At 75.0% G+C, this 24,354-nt stretch carries 22 protein-coding genes; 16 read left to right on the plus strand and 6 right to left on the minus strand.

Features of this window, described 5'->3' with window-relative positions; all coding sequences use genetic code 11:
• Positions 1-50: 50 nt before the first annotated feature.
• The 4 genes from ACFVHI_RS25930 to ACFVHI_RS25945 form a co-directional block, all read right to left on the minus strand.
• Entirely contained in the window at positions 51-1,364 is a 1,314-nt protein-coding gene (locus ACFVHI_RS25930; RefSeq protein ID WP_380343210.1) for a PLP-dependent aminotransferase family protein, read from the minus strand.
• Entirely contained in the window at positions 1,361-2,296 is a 936-nt protein-coding gene (locus ACFVHI_RS25935) for an alpha/beta hydrolase (RefSeq protein ID WP_380343213.1), read from the minus strand. The genes ACFVHI_RS25930 and ACFVHI_RS25935 overlap by 4 nt, the downstream gene beginning before the upstream one ends.
• A gap of 126 nt (positions 2,297-2,422) precedes the next feature.
• Positions 2,423-3,217, minus strand: a complete 795-nt coding sequence (locus ACFVHI_RS25940; RefSeq protein ID WP_063350664.1) for a class I SAM-dependent methyltransferase — start codon at positions 3,215-3,217, stop codon at positions 2,423-2,425.
• 49 nt (positions 3,218-3,266) lie between these two features.
• Complete coding sequence (locus ACFVHI_RS25945) at positions 3,267-4,361, minus strand: alpha-hydroxy acid oxidase (protein ID WP_380343216.1); 1,095 nt, start codon at positions 4,359-4,361, stop codon at positions 3,267-3,269.
• Positions 4,362-4,541: 180 nt separating this feature from the next.
• Here ACFVHI_RS25945 and ACFVHI_RS25950 point away from each other — a divergent pair, with 180 nt between their 5' ends.
• The 12 genes from ACFVHI_RS25950 (at position 4,542) to ACFVHI_RS26005 (ending at position 16,400) form a co-directional block, all read left to right on the plus strand.
• Complete coding sequence (locus ACFVHI_RS25950) at positions 4,542-5,978, plus strand: class I adenylate-forming enzyme family protein (RefSeq protein WP_380343219.1); 1,437 nt, start codon at positions 4,542-4,544, stop codon at positions 5,976-5,978.
• A gap of 33 nt (positions 5,979-6,011) precedes the next feature.
• Positions 6,012-6,311 carry a phosphopantetheine-binding protein gene (locus tag ACFVHI_RS25955; protein ID WP_380343222.1) on the plus strand — a complete coding sequence of 100 codons (300 nt, stop codon included), beginning with the start codon at positions 6,012-6,014 and terminating at the stop codon, positions 6,309-6,311.
• The gene (locus ACFVHI_RS25960) at positions 6,308-6,562 is read left to right on the plus strand and encodes a hypothetical protein (RefSeq protein ID WP_079136142.1); all 255 of its coding nucleotides are present in this window, start codon (positions 6,308-6,310) and stop codon (positions 6,560-6,562) included. The genes ACFVHI_RS25955 and ACFVHI_RS25960 overlap by 4 nt, the downstream gene beginning before the upstream one ends.
• Entirely contained in the window at positions 6,559-7,707 is a 1,149-nt protein-coding gene (locus ACFVHI_RS25965) for a beta-ketoacyl synthase N-terminal-like domain-containing protein (RefSeq protein WP_380343225.1), read from the plus strand. The genes ACFVHI_RS25960 and ACFVHI_RS25965 overlap by 4 nt, the downstream gene beginning before the upstream one ends.
• Before the next feature lie 61 nt (positions 7,708-7,768).
• Positions 7,769-8,416 (plus strand): hypothetical protein, encoded by a 648-nt coding sequence (locus ACFVHI_RS25970; RefSeq protein ID WP_380343228.1) that lies wholly within the window; start codon positions 7,769-7,771, stop codon positions 8,414-8,416.
• Positions 8,417-8,708: 292 nt separating this feature from the next.
• Positions 8,709-10,331, plus strand: coding sequence for a class I adenylate-forming enzyme family protein (locus ACFVHI_RS25975; RefSeq protein WP_380343231.1), 1,623 nt, complete (start codon positions 8,709-8,711; stop codon positions 10,329-10,331).
• A complete protein-coding gene (locus tag ACFVHI_RS25980; protein ID WP_380343234.1) occupies positions 10,328-11,584 on the plus strand; it encodes a beta-ketoacyl-[acyl-carrier-protein] synthase family protein in 1,257 nt (418 codons plus the stop codon). Before ACFVHI_RS25975 ends, ACFVHI_RS25980 begins: the two co-directional genes overlap by 4 nt.
• Before the next feature lie 42 nt (positions 11,585-11,626).
• The gene (gene hppD / locus ACFVHI_RS25985; RefSeq protein ID WP_380343236.1) at positions 11,627-12,613 is read left to right on the plus strand and encodes a 4-hydroxyphenylpyruvate dioxygenase; all 987 of its coding nucleotides are present in this window, start codon (positions 11,627-11,629) and stop codon (positions 12,611-12,613) included.
• A gap of 33 nt (positions 12,614-12,646) precedes the next feature.
• A complete protein-coding gene (locus tag ACFVHI_RS25990; protein ID WP_063350658.1) occupies positions 12,647-13,561 on the plus strand; it encodes a phytanoyl-CoA dioxygenase family protein in 915 nt (304 codons plus the stop codon).
• Complete coding sequence (locus tag ACFVHI_RS25995; protein WP_380343239.1) at positions 13,558-14,613, plus strand: thiamine pyrophosphate-dependent dehydrogenase E1 component subunit alpha; 1,056 nt, start codon at positions 13,558-13,560, stop codon at positions 14,611-14,613. The genes ACFVHI_RS25990 and ACFVHI_RS25995 overlap by 4 nt, the downstream gene beginning before the upstream one ends.
• Positions 14,610-15,578 (plus strand): alpha-ketoacid dehydrogenase subunit beta, encoded by a 969-nt coding sequence (locus ACFVHI_RS26000; RefSeq protein WP_380343242.1) that lies wholly within the window; start codon positions 14,610-14,612, stop codon positions 15,576-15,578. The genes ACFVHI_RS25995 and ACFVHI_RS26000 overlap by 4 nt, the downstream gene beginning before the upstream one ends.
• A 33-nt stretch (positions 15,579-15,611) precedes the next feature.
• The gene (locus ACFVHI_RS26005) at positions 15,612-16,400 is read left to right on the plus strand and encodes a DUF3050 domain-containing protein (RefSeq protein ID WP_063350656.1); all 789 of its coding nucleotides are present in this window, start codon (positions 15,612-15,614) and stop codon (positions 16,398-16,400) included.
• Between the two features lie 49 nt (positions 16,401-16,449).
• Here ACFVHI_RS26005 and ACFVHI_RS26010 read toward each other — a convergent pair whose 3' ends face one another.
• Entirely contained in the window at positions 16,450-17,721 is a 1,272-nt protein-coding gene (locus ACFVHI_RS26010) for an acyltransferase (protein WP_380343245.1), read from the minus strand.
• Positions 17,722-17,935: 214 nt separating this feature from the next.
• Between ACFVHI_RS26010 and ACFVHI_RS26015 the strand changes: the two genes are divergently transcribed.
• The 4 genes from ACFVHI_RS26015 (at position 17,936) to ACFVHI_RS26030 (ending at position 22,610) form a co-directional block, all read left to right on the plus strand.
• Complete coding sequence (locus ACFVHI_RS26015) at positions 17,936-20,338, plus strand: FHA domain-containing protein (RefSeq protein WP_380343248.1); 2,403 nt, start codon at positions 17,936-17,938, stop codon at positions 20,336-20,338.
• Positions 20,339-20,467: 129 nt separating this feature from the next.
• The gene (locus ACFVHI_RS26020; RefSeq protein ID WP_380343251.1) at positions 20,468-21,070 is read left to right on the plus strand and encodes a hypothetical protein; all 603 of its coding nucleotides are present in this window, start codon (positions 20,468-20,470) and stop codon (positions 21,068-21,070) included.
• Between the two features lie 101 nt (positions 21,071-21,171).
• Positions 21,172-22,164, plus strand: coding sequence for a serine/threonine-protein kinase (locus ACFVHI_RS26025; RefSeq protein ID WP_063351672.1), 993 nt, complete (start codon positions 21,172-21,174; stop codon positions 22,162-22,164).
• A 71-nt stretch (positions 22,165-22,235) separates the two neighbouring features.
• Positions 22,236-22,610 carry a DUF1304 family protein gene (locus tag ACFVHI_RS26030; protein WP_063350652.1) on the plus strand — a complete coding sequence of 125 codons (375 nt, stop codon included), beginning with the start codon at positions 22,236-22,238 and terminating at the stop codon, positions 22,608-22,610.
• Positions 22,611-22,631: 21 nt separating this feature from the next.
• On the opposite strand, the gene ACFVHI_RS26035 is transcribed toward ACFVHI_RS26030, so the two are convergent.
• Positions 22,632-24,029, minus strand: coding sequence for a streptophobe family protein (locus ACFVHI_RS26035; protein WP_380343254.1), 1,398 nt, complete (start codon positions 24,027-24,029; stop codon positions 22,632-22,634).
• Between the last annotated feature and the right edge of the window lie 325 nt (positions 24,030-24,354).

A 24,354-nucleotide genomic window follows, 5' to 3' on the forward strand; every position in this document is an offset into this window, starting at 1 on the left:
GGAGGGGCCCGGCTCGCGAGCCGGGCCCCTCCTGCTGTGGCGAGCGTCGCTCAGGAAGCGATCGCCCAGGAGGCGATGAACGCCGCCAACTTGGCCACACCGTCGATGATCTGAGCCTGCGTCAGTGAACTGATCGAGAGCCGCAGCCGGCGCTCCCCGCCGCCCGCCGGGTAGAACGGCGCCATCGGCGTCCACAGCACCCCGTACCCGCGGGCGCAGCGCTCCATCGCCGCGTCGTCGGCGGCGAACGGGACGGTCAGCACCGCGAAGAAGCCGCCCTCGGGCCGGTTCCAGGACACGCCCAGCCGGCGCCGCTCGGAGGCCGGGAAGTGCCGGTCCAGCTCCCGCAGCAGGGTGTCCATGCCGGCCGCGTAGTGGGCCGTGGCGGCGGCGTTGGCGGCACGCAGCCGGCAGTCGTGGCGCAGCAGCATGCCGCCGATGACGGCCTGGCTGAGCGCGGGTGTGTTGACCGTCGTCATGCTCTTCAGCTTGGCCAGTTCGTCCGCCAGCAGGGTGCGCCGCCCGCCGGGGCCGGCCACCTCCTGGTCGGCCACGACGTAGCCGAGGCGGGCGCCGGGGAAGCAGGTCTTGGCGAAGGAACCCAGGTAGACCACCTGGCGGCGGCGGTCGAGCGCCTTGAGCGTCGGCCGCTCCCCCGGGTCACGGGCGAAGAAGCCGTACGGGTTGTCCTCGATGACGAGCAGGCCCTCCTCGGCGGCCGCCTCCAGCAGCCGGGTGCGGGCCGCGACGGGCATGCTGGTGCCCGAGGGGTTGGCGAAGTCCGGGACGACGTAGAGGGCGCGCGGGCGGCGGCCCTCGGCCCGCACGGCCCGGGCGGCGGCGCGCACGGCCTCCGGGTCGGGGCCGCCGGCCGGGCCCTCGGGGACGGGCAGGGTGGTCAGGTCGAGCAGCCGGGCGGCGCCGGTGACGCCGACGTAGCAGGGCGAGCTGACCAGCAGGACGTCGTCCGGGCCGGCGCACAGGGCGCGCAGGGTGAGCAGCATGCCCTCCTGGGCGCCGACCGTCAGCACCAGGGCCTCGGGGGCCACCTCCAGGCCCTCGTCGTTGGCGAGGGCGCGGGCGACCAGGTCGGCGATGATCCCCTTGGTGGGGCCGTACTGGAACAGCGCGGTGCGCACGGCGTCCCGGTCGAGGCCGCGGGCCGCCAGGTGGGCGAGGTAGGTGTCCAGGTAGGCGGGGACGTCCTCGGGTTCGAAGAAGCCCTCGTAGGGGCGGCCGGGGGCGAAGGAGACGGCGTCGGGGTAGCGGGTGGTGACCTCGTTGAGGAAGGTCATCGCGTCCAGCAGCGGGTCGGCCAGGCTGGCGTGCAGGTCGGCCAGGGGCAGGGGCTCGGGCGCGCTCACCGCAGGGCCTCGCGCAGCCGCTCGGCGGCGTAGCGCTGGGCGTCGGCGGCCGCGTCCAGGGTGCCGGTCATGGCGAAGAAGCCGTGCGGCATGCCGTCGTAGCGGCGGCTCTCCACCGGCACCCCGGCCGCGCGCAGCGCCTCGGCGTACTGCTCGCCCTCGTCGCGCAGCGGGTCGTACTCGGCGGTGATGACGGTCGCGGGCGGCAGTCCGGCCAGACCGGGGGCGCGCAGCGGGGAGGCGTGCGGGTGGGCGCCGTCGGCGGGGTCGGCCAGGTAGTGGCCCCAGTACCAGTCCACCGAGCGGCGGTTGAAGAGCATCGGGTCGTCGTGCTCGCGCAGCGAGGGGGTGTCGGCGGCGTGGTCGGTGTTGGGGTAGACGAGCAGCTGGTGGCGCAGGGCCGGGCCGTTCTCGTCGCGGGCGATCAGGGCGAGGGCGGCGGTGAGGTTGCCGCCGGCGCTGTCGCCGCCGACGGCGAGCCGGCCCGGGTCGACGCCGAGTTCGCCGGCGTGTGCGGCGAGCCAGTACAGCGCGGCGCGGCAGTCCTGGACGGCCGCGGGGAAGGGGTGTTCGGGGGCGAGCCGGTAGCCGACGGAGGCGGTGACGCAGCCGGCCGCGTTGGTCAGCCGGCGGCAGATCGCGTCGCTGGTGTCGGGCGAGCCGAGGGCCCACCCACCGCCGAACAGATAGAGCAGGGCCGGCAGTTGACGGCCGGGCGGCTCGGGACGGTAGAGCCGTAGGGCGAGTTCGCCGCCCGGTCCGGGGATGCGGTGCTCCTCGACGGCGGCGACCGGCTCGGGGCTCCCGGCCGCGGCGCGGATGTCGGCGAGGTCGGCGGCGCGGGCCTCGGCCAGGGTGAGGGTGTAGAGCGGCGGCGCACCGCTGCTCGCGCGCCGGGCGCGCAGCGCCTCGGCCTGGGGGTGCAGGGGCATGGGGTGGTCCCGTTCGGTACAGATTCGGCACAGATCCGGTGCGGGGGCGTCGGCGGGCGGACTCAGGGCCTGAGGAGCTGAGGGCCTCAGGACCCGAGGGCCTGACGAGCCTAGGGGTCTACGGGCCTAACGGTCGGCTTCGACGTAGACGGTCTCGTCGGTGCGGAAGGCGGTGTCGAGGTCGGCGACGTCGGGGCGGGCACCCTGGCGGTAGGCGCAGTGGCGGATCCGCTCCGGTTCGAAGCCGGCGAGGGCGAGGACGTGGCGCAGCTCGTCCAGGTCGTAGATCCACTGGTGCCCGTAGTAACGGAAGATCTGGTTGACCAGGAAGGCCGGGCGGGCGGGCATCGGCGGGCCGAAGCCGAGGGTGGTGAGGCGGCGGCGGTGCTTGGCGAGGAAGCCGTCCCCGTTGGCGTAGCCGGCCAGGTAGCGGGCGAGGTCCGGGGTGGTGAGGCGCAGCACGCCGCCGGGGCGCAGGACGCGGCGGGCCTCGCGCAGCCAGCCGACCGCGACCGGCATGGTGACGTGCTCGATCAGGTGCTCGGCGTAGACCCAGTCGACGCTGGCGTCGGCGAAGGGCAGCGGCCGGCCGATGTCGAGCTGGGTGAACCAGCGGTCGCCGTCGATCCGGTAGAGGGTGCCGGGTTCGGTGGCGGCGCCGGGGCTGCGCAGGGCGGTGAGGTCGGTGCCGAGTCCTTCCGGGTGGGCGGTCCGGAAGGCGGCGAACTCGATTCCAGTGAGGCCGAGTTCGCGGAATCCGGCGTGGTCGCGGGGCAGCCCGCCAGGGTGCGCTTCGAGCGTGTCGCAGGTGGCGACCTGCTCGCTGAAGGCGTCCAGGCGGGTGGCGAGGCCGTCGGGGTCGTCCCAGTCCCAGCCGGGGAAAGGGTCGTTGCGTTCGGTCTCGGGGGTCGGTTCGGTCATCTGCTGTTCTCCATCCAGTAAGGACAACGTGGTGCGGGCCGTGCGCGGTTCAGCGGGCCGGGCAGGGCCAGGGGGCGAGGGCCGTGCGGTCCAGGTCGGCGAGCCGGGGGCGGCCCAACAGGGCCATGGTGTGCTCCAGTTCCTCGCGCAGCAGGTCGAGGACGCGGTGCACGCCGGCCTCCCCCTCGGTGGCGAGGCCCCAGAACACCGGACGGCCGACCAGGACGGCGCGGGCGCCGAGGGCGAGCGCGACGGCGATGTCGGCGCCGGTGCGCACCCCGCCGTCGAGCAGCACCGGCAGGTCGGCGGGTACCGCGTCGACGACCTCGGGCAGTGCGGCCAGGGAGGGCAGTGCGCCGTCGAGTTGCCGCCCGCCGTGGTTGGAGACCACGACGGCGTCGGCGCCGTGCTCGGCGGCGAGCCGGGCGTCCTCGGCGGTCAGGATGCCCTTGAGGACCAGCGGCAGCCGGGTGCGGGCGCGCAACCAGTCGAGGTCGGCCCAGGTCAGGGTGGGGTCGAACTGTTCGCGGGCGTGCTCGGCGATGCCCGAACCGCCGTGCGTCGCGCGGTGGCTGGCGGACATCAGGTCCTGGTCCAGGTTGACGGCGCGGACGGCGGGCGGGATCGCGAAGCCGTTGCGCAGGTCGCGCAGGCGGCGGCCGATCCTGGGGGCGTCCACGGTCAGGACGAGCGCGGAGTAGCCGGCCGCCTCGGCGCGTTCGACCAGGGCGGCGAGCGCGGCGCGTTCGCGCAGCCAGTACAGCTGGAGCCAGAGCGGGCCGGTGGCGGCGGCCGCGATCTCCTCCAGGGTGCGGCTGGCGAACATGCCGGCGACCAGCAGGGCCCCGGCGCGGCCGGCGGCGCGCGCGGTGGCGGTCTCGCCCTCCGGGTCGACCAGCCGGTGGTAGGCCATCGGGGCGATGCCGACCGGCAGGCCGAGCGGCGCGCCGAGCAGCGTGCGCCCGGGCGAGCAGTCGGAGACGTCGACCATCGTGCGCGGGCGCAGTGCATAGCGCGCGAACATTTCCCGGTTCGCCGCCACGGTGCGTTCCGTGCCGCTGCCACCCTCGATGAAGTCCCATATTTCCGGGGAAAGTTGCGCGCGCGCGGCGTGCTCCATCCCGGCCAGCGTGAGTTCTCCCACGGGCGTCCTCGATTCCGGGCGGCCACGCGTGGACCAGCCCCGGTTCGGCAGCGTAGGAGCAACAACCACATTGGTATAGACCTTGATTTGACCAAACGTCTGTGCAATCGTCTGGCAACGGAATTGACCGTTTTGGTTGTGAACGGCGTTCATGTCAAATCCCCTCACTTGTGTGGAGCGGTGTTGACCGGCATTTCCCCCTCTTCACTTCCGCCTTCCTCACCGCCGCACGCCGACGCCCCGGACGCCTGGGTCGACCGGCTGTTGCTGGCCGGCCCCGGAGGCGAGGAGTGCCTGCATCTCGGCGGACCACTCGACCGGGACGCCCTGCGCGCCCTGGTCGACGAACAGGCCGCGCACCTCGCCGCGGCCGGACTCGGCCCCGGCGGCACCGCCGCGCTACGGCTGCCGCCCTCGGCGGCGTTCGTCACGGTGCTGCTGGCGTGCTGGCGGCTCGGCGCCCAAGTGGCGCTGCTCGACCACCGCTTGACGGACCACGAGGTCGACGCGGCGGTGGCGCGGCTGGCTCCGCAGGTCCTGGTAGGCTCCGCCCACCGGCCCGCGGCGGCCCTGCGCGGCTTCTCCGAGGTCGAGCCGGTGGCCGTCCGGCTGCCGGACGGGCTCCCGGCCCGCACCGGGCACGCGCTGATCCAGCTCAGCTCCGGGTCCACCGGCCCGGCCAAGGTCATCGCCCGCACGGCCTCCGACCTGCTCCGCGAACTCGACTGCTACCACAGGCTGGTGGAGTTCCCCGGCGAGGGCGAGCGGGTCGTCCTGCTGTCCTCCGTGGTGCACGTGCTCGGCCTGGTCGGCGGACTGCTCAACAGTCTGCACGCGCGGGTCGCGCTCACCGTGCCCGAGCGGATGACGGCGGCGGGCATCCTCGCCGCGGTCGCCGCCGGCGACCGGCCGACCACCGTCATCGGGGTGCCCTTCCACGCCGAACTGCTGGCCGGCACCGTCAACCCCCCGGCGCTGCCGGGGCTGCGACGGATGATCGTGGCCGGCGAACTGGTCCGCCCGGGCCTGCCCGCGCTGTTCGCCGACCGCTACGGCGTCCCGCTCGGCACCATGTACGGGATGACCGAGACCGGGGTCATCGCCACCGACCTGTCCGGCACGCTCCACCCGGCCAAGCAGCCCGTCCACGGGATGCGGCTGCGGATGGTCACGGGCGAGCTGCGGATCGGCACGGAGGCCTCGCCCTACCCGGGGCTGGACGATCCGACCCGCTGGTCGGACGGCTGGCTGCACACCCGCGACGCGGCCGAACTCGACCCGGCCACCGGCCTGGTCACCGTCCTCGGCCGCCTGGACTCACAGGTCTCGATCGGCGGCCTCAAGGTCGACCTCACCGAGGTCGAGCAGACGCTCACCGCGCTGCCCGAGGTCCGCGAGGCCGTCGTGGTCTTCGAGGACGGCGCGATCGAGGCCTACCTCGCCACCGAACCCGACGCCGACCTCGCCCTCGTCCAGGACGGGCTGGCCCGCCGGCTCGCCGCCTACAAGCGGCCGCGACGGCTCGCCCTGCTGCCCCGACTCCCCCGTACCGCCACCGGAAAACTCCTGCGCGACCCGGCCGCCCTGCGCAGCACCGCCACGGCCGCCGCGCTCTGATCCACCGCACGCACCCCGACAAGGAGCCACACCATGCAGGACCGCGTCCGCGAGTTCGTCCTCGCCTCGCTCACCGAGATGCAGTACGACGTCTCCGAGGTCACCGGGGACACCGACCTCGGCCCGGCCGGGCTGGACCTCGAATCGCTCGCGCTGGCCGAGCTGTCGGTGCAGGTCGAGGACGAGTTCGGGATCAAGTTCGACCTCGACGAGATGGAGACCACCGCGCTGATGACGCTCGACGAGTTCACCGCCGACGTCGTCAAGCGGATCGACGCCAGCGCCGCCACCGCCACCGCCACCGCCACCGCCACCGCCGGCAGCCCGGCGTGAGCGGCTCCGCCCTCCCCGACCGGGCCGAGGTCCGCGCGATGCTGGCGGCGTTCGGGCAGCGCGCCGCCGACACCGTGCCCGACGACCTCGGATCGCTCGAACTCACCTGGCTCATAGCCGAGTTCGAGCAGCGCTACGGCATCCAGGTGGACCTCGACGACGACCGCTTCGGCGCCGTCCGGACGGTCGACGACGCCACCGAACTGCTGCGCGCGGCCGTCCTGGCCGAACGTGTGGGCGCCCGGCCATGACCACCGGCGCGCCCTCCGCGCACCGGCCGCGCGGCCGGCCGGTGGTCACCGGGCTCGGCGTACTCAGCGCCGCCGGGCGCGGACTCGGCCCGCTGACCGAGGCCGCCGCCCACGGCAAGACCGCCTTCGGCCCGGTCACCCGCTTCGACGTGAGCGCCCGCCGCACCACCCGGGCCGCCCTGCTGCCCGACGACGTGCCGCTCGCGCACACCTTCCCGCTGGCCCGCGCGGTGCTCGACGCCGTCGGCCAGGCCTGCCGCCAGGCCGGACTGACCGCCGCCGACGGCGCGGACACGCCCGTCCTGCTCGCCCTGCACAGCGACGAACGGACCAGGGGCACCGCCGACGCGGTGGCCGCCGGCGTCCGCGCCGCCTGGGGCACCGCGGGCGTCACCCGGGTGTACACCGGCGCCTGCGTGGCAGCCGCGACCGCCGTCGCGGACGCCGCGGCGCTGGTCGCCACCGGGCGGCACGAGCGGGTCCTGGTCGCGGCCGGGCACCTGGTCGAGCCGGGCGTCTTCGCCGTCTTCGACGCCGGCCGCGCGCTGGCCCGGGACGGCGAGCTGCGCCCGTTCAGCACCGGCCGCACGGGCACCCTGCTCGGCGACGCGGCCGCCGCCGTGCTGGTCGAGGCCGCCCCGGCCGCCGAACGGCGCGGCGCCGCCGCCCTCGCCCAGCTGGCCGGTTGGGGCCGGGCCGGGGACGCCCACCACGTGTGCCGCCCCGAACCGGACGGCGCCGGAGTCGCCCGGGCCGTCGAGGCCGCGCTCACCCGCGCCGGCGTCGCCCCGGCCGAGGTCGGCTACGTCAACGCCAACGGCACCGGCTCCACCCTCGCCGACCAGGCCGAGGCGAGCGCGCTGCGCCGGGTCTTCGGCTCGCACACCGCCGAACTCCCGGTCAGCTCCAGCAAATCCGTCCACGGGCACGCCCTGGAAGCCTCCGCCCTGCTCGAACTCGCCGTCACCATCGGCGCGTTGGACACCGGGCTGCTCCCGGTCAATGCCGGCTGGCTCGGCCCGGACCCGGACGTCGGCCTGGACCTCGTCCTGGACGGCCCCCGCGCCGCCCGCCCCCGCTACGCGCTCAGCCTCAACTCCGCCTTCGGCGGCGCCAACACCGCCCTGCTGGTGGCCCCCGCATGACCGGCCACCGGACCCCGCCCGCCGCCCGACGGCGCCGACCCCGTACCCCGGCACCCACACCATGACCACCGACGCCACAGCCTCCGACGCCACAGCCTCCGACACCACGGCCTCCGACACCACGGCCTTCGACGCCACAGACCCCGACGCCACGAACGTCGGCGCCGCACCCGCCCCGGCCGCCGCCCGGCTGCGGGTCCTCGCCGAGGCCCGCCGACCCGACCCCGGCTCGGCCGACCCCGACCTGGCCGGCCCACCGCCACCGCTGCCCGGCTTCGCCGCCTCCGGCTTCAACCCGCTGGTCGCCGACACCGCCGACCGCTGCCTGCGCGCCCACCACGGCGCCCCGCCCGCCCCCGGGCGGACCGCACTGCTGCTGGCCAGCGCCGGCGGCGACCGCGCCACCGCGCGGGCCATCGACCAGAGCGCCGAACCCGGACGGCGCCCCGCACCGCTGCTGTTCTTCCAGTCCAACCCCAACGCCGTCCTCGGGCACATCGCCGCCCGCTGGGGCCTGACCGGCCCCGTCGTGGCGATCAGCCCGGCCCACGCCGTCCCCGGGCAGGTGCCCGCGGACGCGCTCGACCTCGCGGCGCTGCTCCTCGCGGACGGCGACGCCGACCAAGTGCTGGTCATCGCCGCCGAACCGGGCGACGACGGACCGGGCGAGGCCGCCGGACACGCGGTGGCCGTCCTGGTCACCGGCTGACGTCCTGGTCACCGTCTCAGTCACCGCCTCAGTCACCGCCCGAGTCACCGGCTGAACCGTCCGGCCACCGCCGGCCGTACCCACGGACGAGGCCCGACGACTGAAGCAGCCGCACCCGGCAGACCAGCACCCGGCCCCGTCACCCACCCAGGCCCCGTCGCACCCGCCGACAGCCCACCGACACCCGCCGACACCGTTCGCCGACACCCTGCGCCGCCCGCGCGGCCGCCCGACCCACGCCAACCGATCAGCCGCCCGGGCCGTCTCCGGCCCCGAGGGAGGGATCCACCCCGTGACCATCCGCAGTGTCCGCAGCCTGATCGCGGACGACCCCGACGTGGGCGCCGGCAACGTCCTGACCGCCCGGCTCGCACTCGGCCTCGGCCTCGACGAACCGCTGCTGACCTTCGACACCCCGGTGGACGACCACCCCGCCTGGCAGCCGCTCACCCTGCGCGAGCTCGACCGCGCCGTCCGGGCCCGCGCCGCCGCCCTGCACGCCCTCGGCATCACCCGGCGCGACCCGGTGGTGGTCTTCGCCAGCGACGCCGCCGACCACGTGCTCGCCTTCCTCGCCCTGACCCGGCTCGGCGCCATCCCCGCGCTGCTCAACCCCAATGTGGACGGTGAGCGGGCCGCCCGCTACATCGCCCGCCTCGGCGCCGTCGGTGTCCTCGCCGACCCGGCCCACCTGGCCGCGCTGGCCGGCCACGACCCCGGCGCGCCGCTGCTGCCCGAGATCTCCACCCTCGGCGCGGGCGACCCGGATGCCGCCCCCGAGCCGTACCGGCACTGGTCCGGCGACCCGGTGGCGATCACCCACTCCTCCGGCACCACCGGAATGCCCAAGGCCGTCGTCCACTCGCACGCGAGCCTGTACGCGGCGATCCGCCACCGGCTGCGGCTGCCCCGCCCGCAGGGCCAGGACCGGATGCTCAGCGCACTGCCCGCGCCGCACGCCGCCACCCTGATCGCGCTCAACCTGGCGCTCAGCTCGCACACCGAACTCGCCGTGCTGTCACGGCAGTCCGGCGCCGGGGTGCTGGACGCGATCGAGCAGTGGCGGCCCACCGGGGTGATCGGCTTCGCCGCCACCTGGGCCGAACTCGCCCACCACGACCTCGCCGCCCGGGACCTCGCCACCGTCGCCCTGTGGTGGAACACCGGCGACTGCGCGCACGAGGTGCACATCCGCCGCCTGATCGCCACCGGCAGCCGGGAGTCCGTCACCCGCGCGGGCCGCACCCGGACGCCGGGCTCGCTGTTCGTCGACGGCCTGGGCTCCACCGAGATGGGCCACTCGCACTTCTTCATCACCCACGGCCCCGGCACCGAGCGCTACGGGCGCTGCGTCGGGCGCCCGCACGCCTTCGTCGACTGCGAGGTGGTCGGCCCGGACGGCGAGCCGCTCGGCCCCGGCGAGGTCGGCGAACTCGCCACCTCCTCACCGACCCTGGCGCTCGGCTACTGGAACGACTCGGCCACCACCTTCCGCACCCGGATCCGCGGCCGCTTCCTCACCGGCGACCTGATGTACCGGGACGAGGAGGGCTACTACTACCACGTCGACCGGGCCGTCGACTCCGTCGAACTCGGCGACGGCAAGCGGCTGTTCACCGCCATGTCGGAGGAGCGGGTGCTGGCCGCCCGCCCGGACGTGGCGGACTGCACGGTGGTCGCCGTGCGGGACGGCGAGCGCGTGGTCACCGACGTGCTGCTGATCCTCGCCGCCGACGCCGACCCGACCGCCGACCGGACCAAGGACGTCATCGCCGCCCTGGACGAGGCCGCCGCCGCGACCGTGCGCCAGGTGCTGGTCGTCTCCGGGGACGACATCCCGCTCGGCCCCACCGGCAAGGTCCGCAAGGTGCTGCTGCGCCAGCGCTACCTCGACGCCGCGGCCGGTGCCCGATGACCCGCCGCGAGGGCGCCGTCGTCACCGGCCTCGGCCTGGTCTCGCCGCTCGGCCGCAAGCCCGCCGAGGTGTTCGACGCGCTCAACGCCGGGCGCTCCGGACTGACCGCCGTCCCCGAGGGCCACGCCGCGCACGGCTGGCTGCCCGCCGCCGGGATCGCCCCCGCCGTGGACGGCCGCGAGGTGCTGCCGCCCACCGAGACCCGCTGCGTGGACCGCTTCGTACTGCTCGCCCTGGCCGCCGCCGACGACGCGCTCGCCGACGCCGGCCTGGTCGTCGGCCGGGACGCCGACCCGCACCGCACCGCCGTGGTGCTGGCCACCGGCGGCGGTGGACTGGAGACCTTCGAGCAGCAGTCGCACCGCCGGCTGGAACGCGGCCGCCCCGGCGTCAGCCCGTACCTGCTGCCGGGCATGCTCTCCAACATGGCCACCGCCCGGATCGCCATCAAACACGGGATCCGCGGCTACAGTTCGGCCGTGGTAACGGCCTGCGCGGCCGGCGCCCAGGCCATCGCCGAGGGGCTGCGGCTGATCCGCTCCGGCGACGCGGACGTGGTGGTGTGCGGCGGCACCGAGTCCTCGCTGCACCCGACCATCGCCGCCGCCTTCACCAACGCCCGCGCGCTCGCCCAGGGTTGGGACGATCCGGAGCAGGCCAGCCGGCCCTTCGACACCCGCCGCAACGGCTTCGTGCTCGGCGAGGGCAGCGCCGTCCTCGTCCTGGAACGCGCCGACCACGCCGACGCCCGCGGCGCCGCCGGGTACGCGGACGTCATCGGCTGGGGCGCCTCCACCGACGCCCACCACCCGACCATGCCCCGCCCCGACGGCTCCGGCGCCGCCGACGCGATGCGCTCCGCACTCGCCAACGCGGGCCTGGCACCGGGCGACATCGACTACGTGAACGCCCACGGCACCGGCACCAAGCTCGGCGACGTGGCCGAGACCGCCGCCCTGCATGCCGTCTTCGGCGCGCACCCGCCCGCGGTCAGCTCCACCAAGGGCGCCACCGGCCATCTCCTCGGCGCCGCAGGCGCGTTGGAGGCGGTGGTGACCGCCCTGGCGGTGGCGAGGGGGACGCTGCCGCCGACACTCAACCTGACCGACCCCGACCCGGCCTGCGACCTGGACCACGTCCGGGGCGGGGCCCGGTCCGCACCGGTGCGCGCCGCGCTGAGCAACGCCTTCGCCTTCGGCGGCCACAACCTCAGCCTGATCCTCGGCCCGGCGTCCACCCGGGCCGCCAAGTAGCGCGCCGATCCACGCCCTTCCATCCCTCCGGGGGAGATCCCGTTGTCCATCCAGTCCATCACCCACGTCGAGTTCCACTGCGCGGACGCCGACAAGACCGCGGCCGGGCTCTGCGCCGACTTCGACTTCACCGCCGACGCCCCGGAGACCGCACCGGACGGCGCCCGCACCATCCGGCTGCGCCAGGGCTCGATCCGGATGCACCTGGCCTCCGCCGCCGACCCCGACCACCCGGTGGCCGGCTTCGTCGCCCGGCACGGGGACGGCGTCGCCGCCCTCGCCCTCGCCTGCACCGACCCGCAGGCCGCGCTGGAGCGCGCCGAGCGGCACGGCGCCCGCGTGCTGGACCGGACCGGCGGGCTGATCGCCGGCTTCGGCGACACCGCCCTGCGGTTCGTGCCGCTGCCCTCGGCCGAACCCGCCGACGAGCCGGGCCTGCTGGACGCCCTGGACCACGTCGCGATCTGCGTCCCGGCCGGCGAACTCGCCGACGCCGTACGGTTCTGCGAGGCCGCGCTCGGCTTCCACCGGATCTTCGGCGAGTACATCGAGGTCGGCCAGCAGGCCATGGACTCCAGCGTGGTGCAGAGCGCCTCCGGCGAGGTCACCTTCACCCTGATCGAGCCGGACACCACCCGGCGGCCCGGCCAGATCGACGAGTTCCTGGCCTCCCACGACGGCGCCGGAGTACAGCACCTGGCCTTCCGCACCGGCGACATCGCCACCGCCGTCCGGACCGCCCGGGCCAACGGCGTGGAGTTCCTAAGCACCCCGGGCGCCTACTTCGACGCCCTGGCCGAGCGGTTCGGCGAGACGGCCATCCCGGTGGAGACCCTGCGCGACCTGCACGTGCTCGTCGACCAGGACCACGGCGGCCAGCTGTTCCAGATCTTCGTCCGCTCCACCCACCCGCGGCGGACGTACTTCCTGGAGCTGATCGAGCGCCAGGGCGCCGGCACCTTCGGCACCGCGAACATCAAGGCCCTGTACGAGGCCGTCGAGCGGCAGAGCTCCGACGCCGCCGTCTGACCGCCGCCCACACCTCAAGAAGGGGCACACCCCATGACCACCGCCGTCGAGTTCCGCCTCAGTGAGGCCGAACACGCCCTGCTGCCCACGCCCGAGGAGGTGGCCCACTACCGCGAGCACGGCTGGTACCTGTCCCGGAAGCTGTTCAGCGACGAGGAACTGGACACCCTCCAGGCCGCCACCGAGCTCTACTACGGCGGCCACCGCGACCGCGAACTGCCCGCCCGCCCGCCGCGCCTGGCCGCCTGGGAGCCCTCGCAGGGCCCGATCCAGCGGCACAACGACTACGTGCACTACGAGAGCGACGCCATCGGCGCGATCCTGCGCAAGCCGCTGATCGGCGCGGTCGCCGCCCTGCTGGCCGGCGCCGAGGAGATCCGGGTGTTCCAGGCCACCCTGATCTACAAGCCGCCGGTGCCCGGGGAGCCGAGCAACCAGGTGCCCTGGCACTTCGACAAGCACTACTGGCAGACCTCCACCTCGGAGGAGATGCTCACCGCGTTCATCCCGTTCCACGACTGCCGCGAGGAGAACGGCACCATCACCATGGTGGACGGCAGCCACCGCTGGCGGGAGCTGGACTCCGGCGAGGACTCCACCCGCCACTTCGCCGACCGCGACCGCACCGAACTCGACGACATCCTGGCCGCCAACGCCGCCCACAACGGGCAGCAGGTGCGCATCGTCCCGATGCACATCCCGCGCGGCCACATGTCCTTCCACCACTGCCGCACCTACCACGGCAGCGGCCCCAACCTGGCCTCCTTCCCGCGCCGGGCCGTCTCGCTGCACCTTCAGGACGGCGCGAACGAGTACCGCCACCACACCCGGGCGGACGGCGGCCCGGTGGTGTACAACCACGACGTGCTGGTGCGCCGCACCGCCGACGGCCGGCCCGACTACGCCGACCCGCAGTTCTGCCCGACCATCTGGCGAGGGGCCCGGTGACGGCTCCCCCGGCGACCGTGCCCCCCGGCGCCGCGGCTCCCGGCACCACTGCTCCCGGTGCCGCGGTTCCCGGCACCGCGCCGCTGGACACGCCGGCCGAGCGCTACCGGATGCTGCGGCTGATCCGCGGCTTCGAGGAGCTGGCGCTCGGCCTGGTGAAGGCCGGCGCGATCCCCGGCGGCATCCACCCGTACATCGGCCAGGAGGCCGTCGCGGTCGGCGTCTGCTCGGCACTCGGCCCCGCCGACCGGCTCACCAGCACCCACCGCGGCCACGGCCACGTGCTCGCCCGGGGCGCCGCACCGCACCGGCTGCTCGCCGAACTCGCCGGCCGCGTCGACGGGTTGAACGGCGGCCGGGGCGGCTCGATGCACGCCGCCGACCTCTCGCTGGGCATCCTCGGCGCCAACGGCATCGTCGGCGCCGGCGCCCCGATCGCGGTCGGCGCCGCCTGGGCCGCCCGGCAGGCCGGGGACGGCCGGGTCGCGGTGGCCTTCTTCGGCGACGGCGCGCTCAACCAAGGCGTGCTGCTGGAGTCGTTCAACCTCGCCGCGATGTGGCAGCTTCCGGTGGTGTTCGTCTGCGAGAACAACGGCTACGCCACCACCCTGCCCGCCGCCACCGCGGTCGCGGGCAGCGCGACCGGGCGGGCGGCCGCCTTCGGCATCCCCGCCGAGGAGGTGGACGGCATGGACACCGAGGCCGTCCGCGCCGCCGCCCTGCGCGCGGTGGAGCGGGCCCGGTCCGGCGGCGGCCCCGGCTTCCTGGAATGCCGCACCTACCGCTACGAGGGCCACCACACCATGGAACGCCGGATGAAGCTGCACTACCGCACCCCCGAGGAGGTCGAGGCCTGGCGCGCCCGCGACCCGCTCCCCCGGGCCGCCGCCCAGCTGGAGCAGCCGACCGTCGCCGAACTCGACGACGCGGTGGCCCGCCAGCTCGCCGCCGCCGAGGAGTTCGCCCTCGCCTCCGAACACCCCGACCCGGCCGGCGCGTCGGACCACCTGTACGCCGATGGCCTGCGGCCCCGAGCCGGGGCGGTGTCATGACCAGGCTCTCGTACACCAAGGCCCTCAACCGGGCGATCGCCGACGAACTCGCCGACGACCCGGCGGTCTGCGTCTTCGGCGAGGACATCGGCGCCGGGATGGCCGGCCCGACGCTCGGCCTGCTGGACCGCTTCGGGCCCGAGCGGATCGTCGACACCCCGCTGTCCGAACAGGCCTTCACCGCCATGGCGATCGGCGCGGCGCTCGCCGGGCGGCGCCCGGTGCTGGAGTTCCAGATCCCCTCGCTGCTGTTCCTGGTCTTCGAGCAACTCGTCAACCAGGCGCACAAGTTCTCGCTGATGACCGGTGGGCAGGCGAGCGTCCCGCTGACCTGCCTGGTGCCCGGCTCGGGCTCCCGGGACGGCTGGGCCGGGCAGCACTCCGACCACCCGTACAGCCTGTTCGCGCACGCCGGGGTGAAGACCGTGGTGCCCGCCACCCCGACCGACGCCTACGGGCTGCTGCGATCCGCGATCCGCGACCCGGACCCGGTCGTGGTGTTCGCGCCCGCCGCCGCCCTCCCGGTGCGCGAGACCGTCACCTGGGACCTCGCGCCGATCCCGCTCGGCCGGGCCCGGATCCACCGCCCCGGCACCGACGTCACCGTGGTCGCCGTCGGACACCTGGTGCACGACGCGCTCGCCGTGGCGGACGAGGTCGCCGAGGACATCTCGGTCGAAGTCCTCGACCCCCGCACGCTGTACCCCATGGATTGGGCCGCGCTCGCCGCCTCGCTGGAACGCACCGGCCGGCTGGTCGTCTTCGACGACTCCAACCGCAGCTGCGGCTTCGCCGCGGAGGTGCTGGCCACCGCCGCCGAGGAGATGCGCCTGATCGCCCCGCCCCGCCGGGTCACCCGCCCCGACGGCACCGTCCTACCGTTCGCCCCCGCCCTCGACCGCGCCCTGCAGCCCGGCCGCGAGCAGCTGCGCCACGCCCTGCAGGCCGTCCTCAAGCACCCCTGAGACCCCTGAGACCACCGAGCAGAAGGAGCCGCCTTGTCCACCAACCGCTACCACTGGGACCGTTCGCACCCCGGCCTGACCAGCCTCCAGCAGGCCATCGACCCGCTGCGCCGCGAGGTGGTCGGCCACGGCGTGTACGGCGGGCTGACCAGCATCGGGCGCGTCCGCACCTTCCTGGACAGCCACGTCTTCGCGGTCTGGGACTTCATGTCGCTGCTGAAGAGCCTGCAGCGCGACCTCACCAGCGTCGAGGTCCCGTGGGTCCCGAGCGGGCCGACCGCCAGCCGCCGGCTGATCAACGAGATCGTGCTGGTCGAGGAGAGCGACGAACTCGGGGAGGGCTACACCAGCCACTTCGAGCTGTACGTCGAGGGCATGCGGCAGGCCGGCGCCGACCCGGGCCCGGTGGAGGAGTTCCTGGGGCTGCTGGGCACCGGCACCGCCGTCCCGGAGGCGCTGAAGGCCGCCGCGGTGCCGCAGGCCGCCGTCGACTTCACCGGCACCACCTGGTCGATCATCGAGAACGCGCCGGTGCACTGCCGGGCCGCCGCCTTCGCCTTCGGCCGCGAGGACCTGATCCCGGACATGTTCGCCCAGGTGGTCGGCATCGACGACCCGGACGGCGTGCTCACCGTCTTCAAGGACTACCTGGCCCGGCACATCGAGGTGGACGGCGAGCAGCACACCCCGATGGCGATGCAGATGCTGATCGACCTGTGCGGCGACGACCAGGCCAAGTGGGACGAGTGCGCCGAGACCGTCCGCACCGCGCTGCGCGCCCGGGTGCAGCTGTGGACGGCGATCGAGGCCGCCTTCGCGTAGCGCGGCCGGGGCGCGGCTCACAAGCGCCTCACGCCACACGCGGTGCGGCTCAGACCACCTTCGGGACGGCGGCGGCCGACGCGGGCAGTTCGTCCGCCGCCGTCCGGAAGCGGTGCAGCGCGGCCCGGCCCTCCGCCCCCCGCACCCGGGCGGCGAGCCGGGCCGGCAGCACCACGGTGGTCAGGTAGCCGGCGCCGCCGAACCCCTCGACCGTCCAACTCACCCAGGGAAGAGGGTAGTTGGCAGCAGGACTGAAGAACACCGGCCGGTGCCCCTGGAAGCTCACCCGATAGGCCCCGAACCGGCTCCAGTTCGAGAAGCTGAACCGGCGCTCCTGCGGGTCGAAGCCCAGCGGCACGCAGTCCCGCAGCCGGGAGCGGCCGAGCGAGGCCAGGAAGCCGAGGTTGGAACGCAGGTTGAGGTGCGCGGCCGGGAACTCCTCGACCGCCGCCCGCAGCGCGCCCGCGAGCGCCGCCGGGCCGTCCTCGGGCCGGTGCGACACGTGGACGTCGCCCAGCAGGTTGCCCACCAGGGCGGGTGAGAGTCCGAGCCAGCGCCGGGCGTTGACCGGTACGGTCAGCCAGCGCTCCGCCTTGTCGCCGTCCAACTCCCTTATGGTGCTGACGACATGGGCGCAGAGCACGTCACCGGAGGAGAGCCGCCGGCCGGCCGTCGCACTGAACTCCGTGCGCATCCGCTCGACTTCGGCGTCCCCGAAGTAGATCTGGACGGTCCGATTGGCCCGCGGACCGAGCGCCACTTCGCGGGCCAGCAGCTGCGCCTGCGCCGTCGAGGGCACCCGGAAGCCGGGCCGTCCGCAGTCCTCGGCCGGGAGCACCCGGTCCAGCAACTCGTCCTGGTCCTCGACCAGTTCGGCCTCCGGAAGCTCCTCGTCCTCGACCGCCGCCGACCAGATCCGCAGCAGCAGCATGAAGCTGTGCAGATCGCCGATCGCGTGGTGCCAGGAGCATCCCAGCACCGTCCCGCCGTCGCCGGTGCGGGTGACCCGGACGGTGAGCAGCGGGACGCCGCCGCCGCGCGCGGCCGGGGCGTCCACCGGATCGACCAGTTCGGAGCCGGCGGCCGTCACCCGGCCCATCGCCTCGGCGAGCGTGCCGGCCACGGTGTAGACGTCCAGCGGGACGCCGGAGTCGTCGCAGACCGCTTCGAGGGCGCCTCCCTCACCGGTGCGCAGCCGCCCGGCGAACACCGGCACCCGGTCCAGTGCGCGGGCCAGTCCGGCGGCCAGCCGGTCCTCGTCCAGCGCCTGGTCGAAGTAGAGCACGACCGAGACGGCGAGGTCCGCCAGCATGGTGTCCATCAGGCCGCAGTGCAGCACCGTTCCGGGGGCGCGGCCGGCCCTGACAGTCCGGGATCTTCGCAACACCGGCCAACTGTTCATGCGTTCCGTCCCCGGTTGTTCTGCGGGTGGCGTGCGGGCACGCCGAACGATAGTGCCGCGCCGTCACAGTGGTCCAGTCCAATCCCGGGATCCGGAAAGGCCGCTGGACTGCTGCGGCGATAGAATGCCCAGCATGGGAGAGCGCCCGGGCGCACCCACCGCGCCGCCCCTCGTCCTGGTCACCGACACCGGGTCGCTGCTGATCGACCCGGCCCTGGCCTACCACCTCGGCCGCGACCCGACCAGCGAGATCGTCCTGGACGACCCCCGGGTCTCCTGGCACCACGCCGTCCTGCGGGCCACCGACGGGCACTGGCTGCTGGAGGACGTCGGCAGCACCAACGGCACCTACGACCAGGGCCACCGGGTCGACCGCGAGGACATCGGCCCCGGCACCCGGCTGCGCTTCGGCGACCCGGCCGACGGCCCGTCCGCGACCTTCGCCGGCCTGCCCCGCCTCGACCCCGGCGAGCGGTCCTCCCTGCTCGCCCCGCAGGCCTCCGGCACCTTCCGCAGCCCCAGTTCGGTGCTCCAGCTGCCCGGCCGCACGGTCCGGATCGGCCGCTCGCACGACAACGACCTGGTCCTGGACGACCTGGTGGTCTCCCGCCACCACGCCGAACTGCGCGAACTGCCCGGCGGCGGCCACGAGATCGTCGACCTGGACAGCCACAACGGCACCTACCACAACGGCCGCCCGGTGCAGCGGGCGCCGGTCGGCCCGGCCGACATCGTCGGCATCGGCCACTCCGCGCTCTGCCTCTCCGACGACCACCTGGTCGAGTACACCGACACCGGCGAGATCTCCCTGGATGTACGGCACCTGGTGGTCCGGGTCGGGTCCGACCACCGGGTGCTGTTGGACGACGTGAGCTTCCCGCTCGCCGAGAAGGCGCTGCTGGCGGTGGCCGGCCCGAGCGGCGCCGGCAAGTCCACCCTGCTCAACGCCCTGACCGGGCTGCGCCCCGCCGACGAGGGCACCGTGCTGTACGACGGGCGCGACCTCTACCGCGACTACGCCGAACTGCGCCGCCGGATCGGCCTGGTGCCGCAGGACGACATCCTGCACACCCAGCTCACCGTCCGCCGCGCGCTCGGCTACGCCGCCGAACTGCGCTTCCCCGGCGACACCGCGAAGCACGAGCGGGAGGCCCGGGTCGTCGAGGTGGTCCACGAGCTGGGCCTGGCCGGCCGGGCCGACCAGGTGATCGGCAGCCTCTCCGGCGGCCAGCGCAAGCGGGTCAGCGTCGCGCTGGAGCTGCTCACCAAGCCCTCGCTGCTGTTCCTCGACGAGCCGACCTCCGGTCTGGACCCGGGCATGGAGCGCTCGGTGATGCACATGCTGCGCGGGCTGGCCGACGACGGCCGGACGGTCGTCGTGGTGACGCACAGCGTGCTGAGCCTGAACGTGTGCGACCGCCTGCTGGTGCTCGCCCCCGGCGGCCGGACGGCCTACTACGGCCCGCCGGGCGAGGCGCTGGCGTTCTTCGGCTTCGCGGAGTGGCCGGAGGCCTTCGAGGCCTTCGAGAGCGAGGACCACGAGGCCTGGCAGCGCCGTTTCCGCAGCTCCCCGCAGTACGAGCGGTACGTCGCCGCCGAGGCGGTGTCCCTGACGCCGGCCGCCGTGCCGGGAGCGCCGGCCGCGGCATCGGGAGCGCCGGAGGCGGCGGGGCCGGCGCAGGCACCGGCGGCCGGGCGGGACCCGATCGGCTGGGAGAAGCCGCAGGGCTGGTTCTCCCAGCTGGGCACCCTGGTGCGCCGGTACACCGCGGTGCTCGCCGCCGACCGGCTGTTCCTGACCATCATGGTGGTGCTGCCCTTCGTGATCGGCCTGATGTGCCGGGTGATGGCCGGCTCCCGACTCACCCCCGACAACGCCGTGAACTGCCTGCTCACGCTGTGCATCGGCGGCCTGCTGACCGGCGCCGCCAACTCGGTGCGCGAGGTGGTCAAGGAGCGGGCGATCTACCGCCGCGAGCGCGTGGTCGGACTGTCCAGATCGGCGTACCTGGTCTCCAAGGTGGTGGTGCTCGGCACGGTCACGGTCGCCCAGGCCGCCGTGCTGACCGTGGTCGGCCTGGCCGGGGTGGACCTCTCCTGGGCGGTGCCGACCGGGGTGGTGATGCCGCAGCTGCCCGAACTGATCATCGCGGTCGCGCTGCTGGCGTTCTCGGCGATGATGCTCGGCCTGGTGGTCTCGGCGATCGTGGACAAGGAGGAGGCCACCATGCCGCTGCTGGTGCTCCTCTCGGTGGTGCAGATCGTCTTCAGCGGCCTGATGCTCAAGCTGCACGGCGTGCCCGGGCTGGAGCAGTTCGCCTGGCTGATCCCGTCCCGTTGGGGCATGGCCGCGATGGCCCGCACCGTCGAGCTGCACGGCATCTTCCCGACCGCGATCACCGCCGACCCGATGTTCCGCCACAAGCGCGCCGGCTGGCTGCTCGACATCGCGGTGCTGCCCGGCCTCGCGGTCGCGTACGGGCTGCTGGTGCTGGCCCTGCTGCGGCGGCACGAGCCCGCGATCATGCGGCGCTGAGCCTCGAAGGGCGACCCCGGGCCCCGGCCGACCACCGCCGGTACAGTGGGAAGCGACCTGTGGTGCGAGTCCCATCGCTATGACCGCGCGCAGCCGCGGGCTCGCGCGGCGGAGGAAATGTAGCCGCCCATGGACGAGTTCGCGTTCCGCCCCACCCACGTCGCCCCACCGGCCGGGATGGCCACCTGGGCGGCCCCGGACCCGGCCCGGCCCGCCACCCGGCTGGACGCGCTGCTGCCGGTACGGGTGGTCGCCCGGCAGGGCGACTGGGCGCAGATCCTCTGCTCCAACGGCTGGACGGCCTGGGTCGACGGCCGGCTGCTGGTCGCCCTCCCGGAGCCGCCGCCCACCGCCGGGGGCCCGCCCGCCCGGACGGCGGACCCGCGCCCGGCGCTCGTGGAGGCCGAGGCCGCGGTGGCCCGCTACCGGGCCCTGCTGGAGGACCTCGCGGCGGGCGCCCTGGACCTGGAGGCCTTCCGGGAGCGGACCCGTGGCCTGCGGATCGGCCTGGTCGTGGACGCCGAGGCGCTCTGGGTGTTCGACCCGGTGCGCGACCGCTGGTGCTACTGCGACGGGCTCCAGCTCCAGACGTACGCGGCCACCGACCGGCCGGTGCCCGGGTCGTCGCCCACACCGTCCCCCACACCGTCCCCCACGCCGTCGCCCGCCCCCGCCGTCCCGCCGGGGCCCGCGCCCGCTCCGTACGCCCCCACCCGGCCGGGCGCGCCGTGACCCCGGCCGAACGGGTGCCCGAAGACCACCCTGACCATGCCGATAAGTCCGACCAGCTCGACCACCCCGACCGGCCGTCCGCACCCGGCCTGCCGGCCGGCATGGTCGGGCGCCGGATCGCCGGCTACCGGCTGGAGCGCGAGATCGGCCGCGGCGGCATGGCCGTGGTGTACCGGGCCAAGGACCTGCGGCTCGGCCGGACCGTCGCGGTCAAACTGCTCGCCCCCGAACTGGCCCGCAACGAGGTGTTCCGGCAGCGCTTCATGCACGAGTCCGAGGCCGCCGCCGCGATCGACCACCCGCACATCATCCCGGTGTTCGAGGCCGGCGAGCACGACGGCATCCTGTTCATCGCGATGCGCTACGTCGAGGGCGGCGACCTGCGCGGGCTGATGAACCGGGGCGGCCCCTTCTCGGCCGAGCGGACCGCCCAGCTGGCCCTGCAGATCGCCTCCGCGCTCGACGCCGCGCACGACCACGACCTGGTCCACCGGGACGTCAAGCCCGGCAACGTGCTGGTCGCCGCCGGGACGGACAGCGAGCACCCCGAACACCTGTACCTGGCGGACTTCGGCCTCACCAAGAAGTCCCTCTCGCTGAGCGGCCTGACCAGCGTCGGCCAGATCGTCGGAACGCTGGACTACGCCGCGCCCGAGCAGATCTCCGGCAAGCCGCTGGACGGGCGCTGCGACCAGTACGGCCTCGGCTGCGTGGTCTTCGAGATGCTCGCGGGCGCCCCACCGTTTCGCCGGGAGAGCGACGTGGCACTGCTCTGGGCGCACCTCAACGACCCGCCGCCCGCGTTGCGCGACCACCGCCCCGACCTGCCCGCCGCCGTCGGGGCGGCGGTCGCCCGGGCGCTCGCCAAGGCCCCCCAGGACCGCTACGCCAGCTGCCTGCAGTTCGTCGCCGAGCTGCGCGCGGCCACCGCCGTCGTGCCCGGCCTCGGCGCCGCGCCGAGGGCGTGGAGCGGGAGCGGGAACGGGCCGCCGACCCGGGTCGTCCAGGCGGTCGTCCCCGGGCTCGCCGCGGCGGCCGTCGTGCCCGAGCCACCCGCGTGGGCCGCCCCGGTCGTCCACCCGCCGCCGTGGTGAGCGCCGTACCGTCCACCGCCCCCCAGGAAACCGACCCGCCAGGAAACCGCCCCCTCAGGAAGCCGACCGCCATGAACGCCGTGAGCCAGGTCTTCGCCGTGATCGCCGCCGCGGTCCACCTCCTCGCGTGGCCGCTGGAGAGCTTCCTGTACGGCCACCCGCGGGTGCGCTTCCTGCTCACCGGCAGCACGGCGGACGCGCCGGAGGTCCGGCTGTGGCGCTTCAACGTCGGCTTCTACAACCTGTTCCTGGCGCTCGGCCTGGTCGCCGGACTGGTCCTGCTGCACACCGGGCACGCCGCCTCCGGCCGCGCCGTGATCAGTTACGTCGCCGCGTTCATGGCCGCCGGCGGGATCACCCTCTTCGCCTCGGAGCCGAAGGTCTGGCGCGGCGCCCTCGCCCAGGCGCTGCCGGCGGCGGCGATCCTCATCGCCGAGGCGTTCTGAGCGCGCGCCGCCCGGCAGCCGTCACCCCGCCCCGGGCACCTCGCCACCTGGGACCTCACCACCGGGGACGTCGCCACCGGGGACGTCCCCGCTGGAGACCTCGCCCCGGCGGCCGGTGCGGGCGGCCAGCAGGGCGCCCAGCGCGCCGGCCAGCAGGCCCCAGCCCGCCGCCAGCGGGACGGCCGTCCACAGCACCGGGCGCAGAGTGAGGCTGCCGCTGCCGAGGCCGGCCAGCGGGTTGGCGCCGCCGAGGAGCGAGCCGATCAGGTCGCCGAGGCCGCCCTGGCCGACGCCGACGCCGAGCACCGACAGCCCGTAGTCGGCGTCCGCCCTGGTCCAGAGCCCGACCAGCAGCACCGTCACCGCGCTGGCCAGAGCGAACCGGACGGCGTGCTGCCGGAGCCGGACGGTACGCGGCGAGCGGTACGCGGCGAGGAAGCCGGCCGCGAGCAGCAGCACGGCGGCCAGCGGCAGCAGCCACCAGCTGCGCGCGTCCTGGTCGGCGAGGGTGCCCAGGCTGATGGTGGCCTGCTGCCCGTCCGGAGCCCGCAGCACCTCGGCGAGCGGCCTGGGCACCGGCAGGCCGAGCGCGCCGCTGAGCCGCCCGTGCCACTGCGCGCCGAGCCCGACGCCGAAGGCCAGCCAGACCAGGTCGGGCAGGGCGAGCAGCAGCACGGCCAGGGTCTGCCGGGCGTTGCCGTGCACGATCGCGGTCAGCACCCCGGCCGCCAGCCCGATCACCAGGTACGCCAGCAGGACCAGCCAGAGCGCGAACGCGGCTGGGCGGACGGCCAGTTGGTAGGGCAGCAGGGCGCGCGGCAGCGGCGCCCGCCGGGACACCGCGAAGGTGCCCGCGAGGACGACGAGCAGCCAGGCCAGCCCGATGCCGACCGTGCTCGGGGCGTCCGCGTGGAAGCCGACCTCCGGGGTGAGCCCGAGCGCGCCGCCGATGGTCTGCGCCAGGTCGCCGCCGAGCGGGACGACGAAGGTGTGCCGGGCGCCGAGGGTGAGCAGCGCGAGGGCGACCAGCCAGAGCACCACCGTGCGGGCGATCCGGCCGAGCAGTTCGCCGCCGCCGGCCACCGCGCGAAAACGCAGCTGCCGCAGGAACACCTCGGCCATCACCACCGCACCGGCCAGCGAGACGGACAGCGGCATGGCACTGATCCCGGCATCCACTGCGGCGAACTGCCCTGCTCCGCCGTCGAGTTGGACGGCACCGCCGACGGCCAGCGCCACCGCCCCGGCCAGCACGGCCGGGAAGCCGCCCCCCGGAAGGTCGTCGGCGCCGGCCAGCCAGAGGCCGAGCGCGGCGACCGCCGCCATGGCGGCGAACCCGGCCAGCACCACGGCGAGCGCGTCCAGCCAGCCGCGCAGGGCGCCGGGCGGGCCCGCGACCCGGGTGGTGGGCTGCTGCATGGCGCCTCCTCGGTGCGTCGGGCTTCGCGTTCCAGGGTGGCCGACACCCGGCGGGCACGCTCGGCGACGGTTTCCGCACCTGCTGTTGCGGCGGGTGGGGAGCCGGGGGGAAATGGAGGCCAGTGGCAGGAGCTTCCCGGGTCGGCGCATCCGCCGGCCGCCTGCGAAACGGAGCCTCGATGAGTTCCCAACCGCCCCCGTCCGGCCCGCCGAGCGAGCCGCCCCACGGCCCCCCGTCCGGCCCGCTGGCCGGTCCCCCGTCGGGGGGGGGGCCGGGGGGGGGCCCCCCCCGGGGGGACCGCCCGCGACGGCCGGGCCGGCCGGG

Source organism: Kitasatospora sp. NPDC127121, assembly GCF_042677305.1.
GTDB lineage: Bacteria > Actinomycetota > Actinomycetes > Streptomycetales > Streptomycetaceae > Kitasatospora.